Source organism: Bacillus sp. P4_D3 (assembly GCF_056401855.1).
The window spans coordinates 1-970 of the sequence record NZ_JBFUIN010000996.1 but is presented as its reverse complement, the minus strand read 5'-3'; the positions used below and the strand labels follow the sequence as shown (position 1 = coordinate 970).

The following is a 970-nucleotide window of genomic DNA, read 5'->3' as shown; positions in this document are numbered from 1 at the left end:
GTACATTTATAAATATTGATATCTTAGAATGTCAAATGAATTCAGTTTTAGAATTCACATGGGATAAAGATCGTGTCCGATTTGAAATACATAAAAAAGAAAAGGGATCCCTATTATTATTTAAAGAATTCATTCATGAACTAACAGATCATACTCCTAAAGATATAGCAGGTTGGCATATTTGTTTAGATCTTTTTTCTTCAGTTTTAGAAGGGGAGGAAAAAGAATTTTCAAAAGATGAGTGGAAATATTGGTTTGACAAATATAAGGTTAAGACCGATGAGTTGAAAGGATATTAATTATATAATCGTTATTTATTGTGTAATTATTATCTTATAAAAACGTTTTTTAAAAACAATAAGAATAGAGGTTAATATGAAAGTAAATCAATTAATTGCGAACAATATAAATAAATTAGATGCAGAAATACCGGTAAATAAATCATTTGGAATTGCTGGATTGTCTGGATCTGGTAAAACAACTTTTTGTCAAACAATTGGTGAAGAATCCAAGAAGCGCCTTGTTTCCTTATTACCAAAAGCTGAATATCAGTATTTATTTCCTAATATTATGGAAACTAATTTCAGTGCTATTAAGATGGAAGAAATGCCTTTAGTACTTTTTCTAGGGAAATCGTCTATTTCTTCTAATCCACGTTCAACGATTGGTACTCATACAGGTGTTTTTAAAGAGATACGTGAAAAGCTTGCTGAAAAATATAATCTTTCTCCTGAGGTCTTTTCATTTAATAACCAGTTAGGTTGGTGTCCTGGTTGTAAAGGACGCGGCACTACTAAAAATATTGAGTGTAAAAAATGCGAAGGAAGGAGATATAGTAAAGAAATTGAACAATATACAATTGAATTATTTGATAAACCACATACAATTTCAGATATTAATGATTTAAGTGTAGAATCTATTCTTTCATTAGCAGAAGTTTTAAATATTAGTGAAGCGAAACAACATATTC

At 29.0% G+C, this 970-nt stretch carries 1 protein-coding gene and 1 pseudogene; both read left to right on the top strand.

What is annotated here, in order from left to right; genetic code table 11:
• A partial coding sequence (locus AC1DTM_RS28650) for an SRPBCC family protein (protein ID WP_477001508.1) occupies positions 1-299 on the top strand: 299 nt, incomplete at its 5' end.
• Between the two features lie 76 nt (positions 300-375).
• A pseudogene (locus AC1DTM_RS28645) lies at positions 376-970 on the top strand (excinuclease ABC subunit UvrA); the annotation flags it as partial.